Genomic DNA, 1,229 nt, shown 5'->3' with positions numbered 1-1,229 from the left:
GTGCTCAGGTCGATGTCGCGCACGTCGTCGGCGCTGTCGTTGTTCTTGATGAAGCCACCGGTCCAGTCGAAGGTTTCCAGGATGAACTCGTCGCCGGGCTTGACCCAGCAGGCCATGGGGATGTCGGGGTGCCAGCGGTTGTGGATGTTCTCGTTTTCCAGCGGTGACTTCGTGAGGTCGACTTTGATCAGCGTTTCGGCCATGTTGCTTGCTCCTTGTTGGGTGAACAGATGAAATGAGTCAGACGGAGAGGTAGGACTTGATGTGCTGCAAGTCGGTGTCGCTGCGCTCGGTCTCGTGCACCAGGCGGCCGCCCTCGATGACGAACAGGCGGTCGGCGACGTCCATGGCGAACGAGAGCACCTGCTCGGAGACCACGATGGTGATCTTGCGCATCTTGCGGATCTCGTTGAGCGCCTTGGCGATGTCCTTGATGATCGAAGGCTGGATGCCCTCGGTGGGCTCGTCGAGCAGCAGCACCTTGGGGTCGGTGACGAGCGCGCGCGCGATCGCCAGCTGCTGCTGCTGGCCGCCCGAGAGGTTGCCGCCCTTGCGTCGGCGCATGTCCCACAGCACCGGGAACAGCGCGTAGATCTCTTCGGGAATGGTCTTGTCCTTCGAGTTCTCCAGCCCGGTCTGGATGTTCTCTTCCACCGTGAGCGTGGGGAAGATCATGCGGCCCTGCGGCACGTAGGCAATGCCCTTGGCCACGCGCTGGAAGCTCTCCATCTGCGAGACCTCCTGGCCGGCGATGGAGATGTGCCCGGTCTTCACCGGCAGGATGCCGATCAGGCTCTTGAACAGCGTGGTCTTGCCCATGCCGTTGCGGCCCATGATGGCCACGCATTCGTTCTCGCGCGTCTCGAACGAGATGCCGTGCAGCGCCTGGCTCTGGCCATAAGCGACGACGAGGTCCTTGACTTTCAGCATGGTGGTTTCCTTCAGTGGCCGAGGTACACGTCGATGACTTTTGGGTCCGCTTGGACTTGATCCATGGGCCCTTCGGCCAGAATCTTTCCCTGGTGCATGACAGTGACCTTGTGTGCGATCTTTTTGACGAACTCCATGTCGTGTTCGATCACGATCACGGCGCGGTTCTGGCAGATGCGCTGCAGCAGTTCGGCGGTGAGGTCGCGCTCGCGCGCACTCATGCCGGCGATGGGTTCGTCCAGCATCAGCAGCTCGGGCTCCTGCATCAGCAGCATGCCGATCTCCAGCCACTGCTTCTG

The 1,229-nt window shown here is 61.5% G+C and carries 2 protein-coding genes and 1 pseudogene; all 3 read right to left on the bottom strand.

Going from position 1 to position 1,229, the window contains the following annotated elements; genetic code table 11:
• On the bottom strand, window positions 1–203 hold a 203-nt coding region (locus tag IV113_RS19590; protein ID WP_291088482.1), incomplete at its 3' end, for an acetamidase/formamidase family protein.
• A gap of 37 nt (window positions 204–240) precedes the next feature.
• Window positions 241–930, bottom strand: a complete 690-nt coding sequence (urtE, locus tag IV113_RS19585; RefSeq protein WP_291088480.1) for an urea ABC transporter ATP-binding subunit UrtE — start codon at window positions 928–930, stop codon at window positions 241–243.
• A gap of 11 nt (window positions 931–941) precedes the next feature.
• A pseudogene (locus IV113_RS19580) lies at window positions 942–1,229 on the bottom strand (ABC transporter ATP-binding protein); the annotation flags it as partial.

The organism is Hydrogenophaga sp., assembly GCF_018780385.1.
Lineage (GTDB): Bacteria > Pseudomonadota > Gammaproteobacteria > Burkholderiales > Burkholderiaceae_C > Hydrogenophaga.
This window is presented reverse-complemented; position numbering and strand designations above follow the sequence as displayed.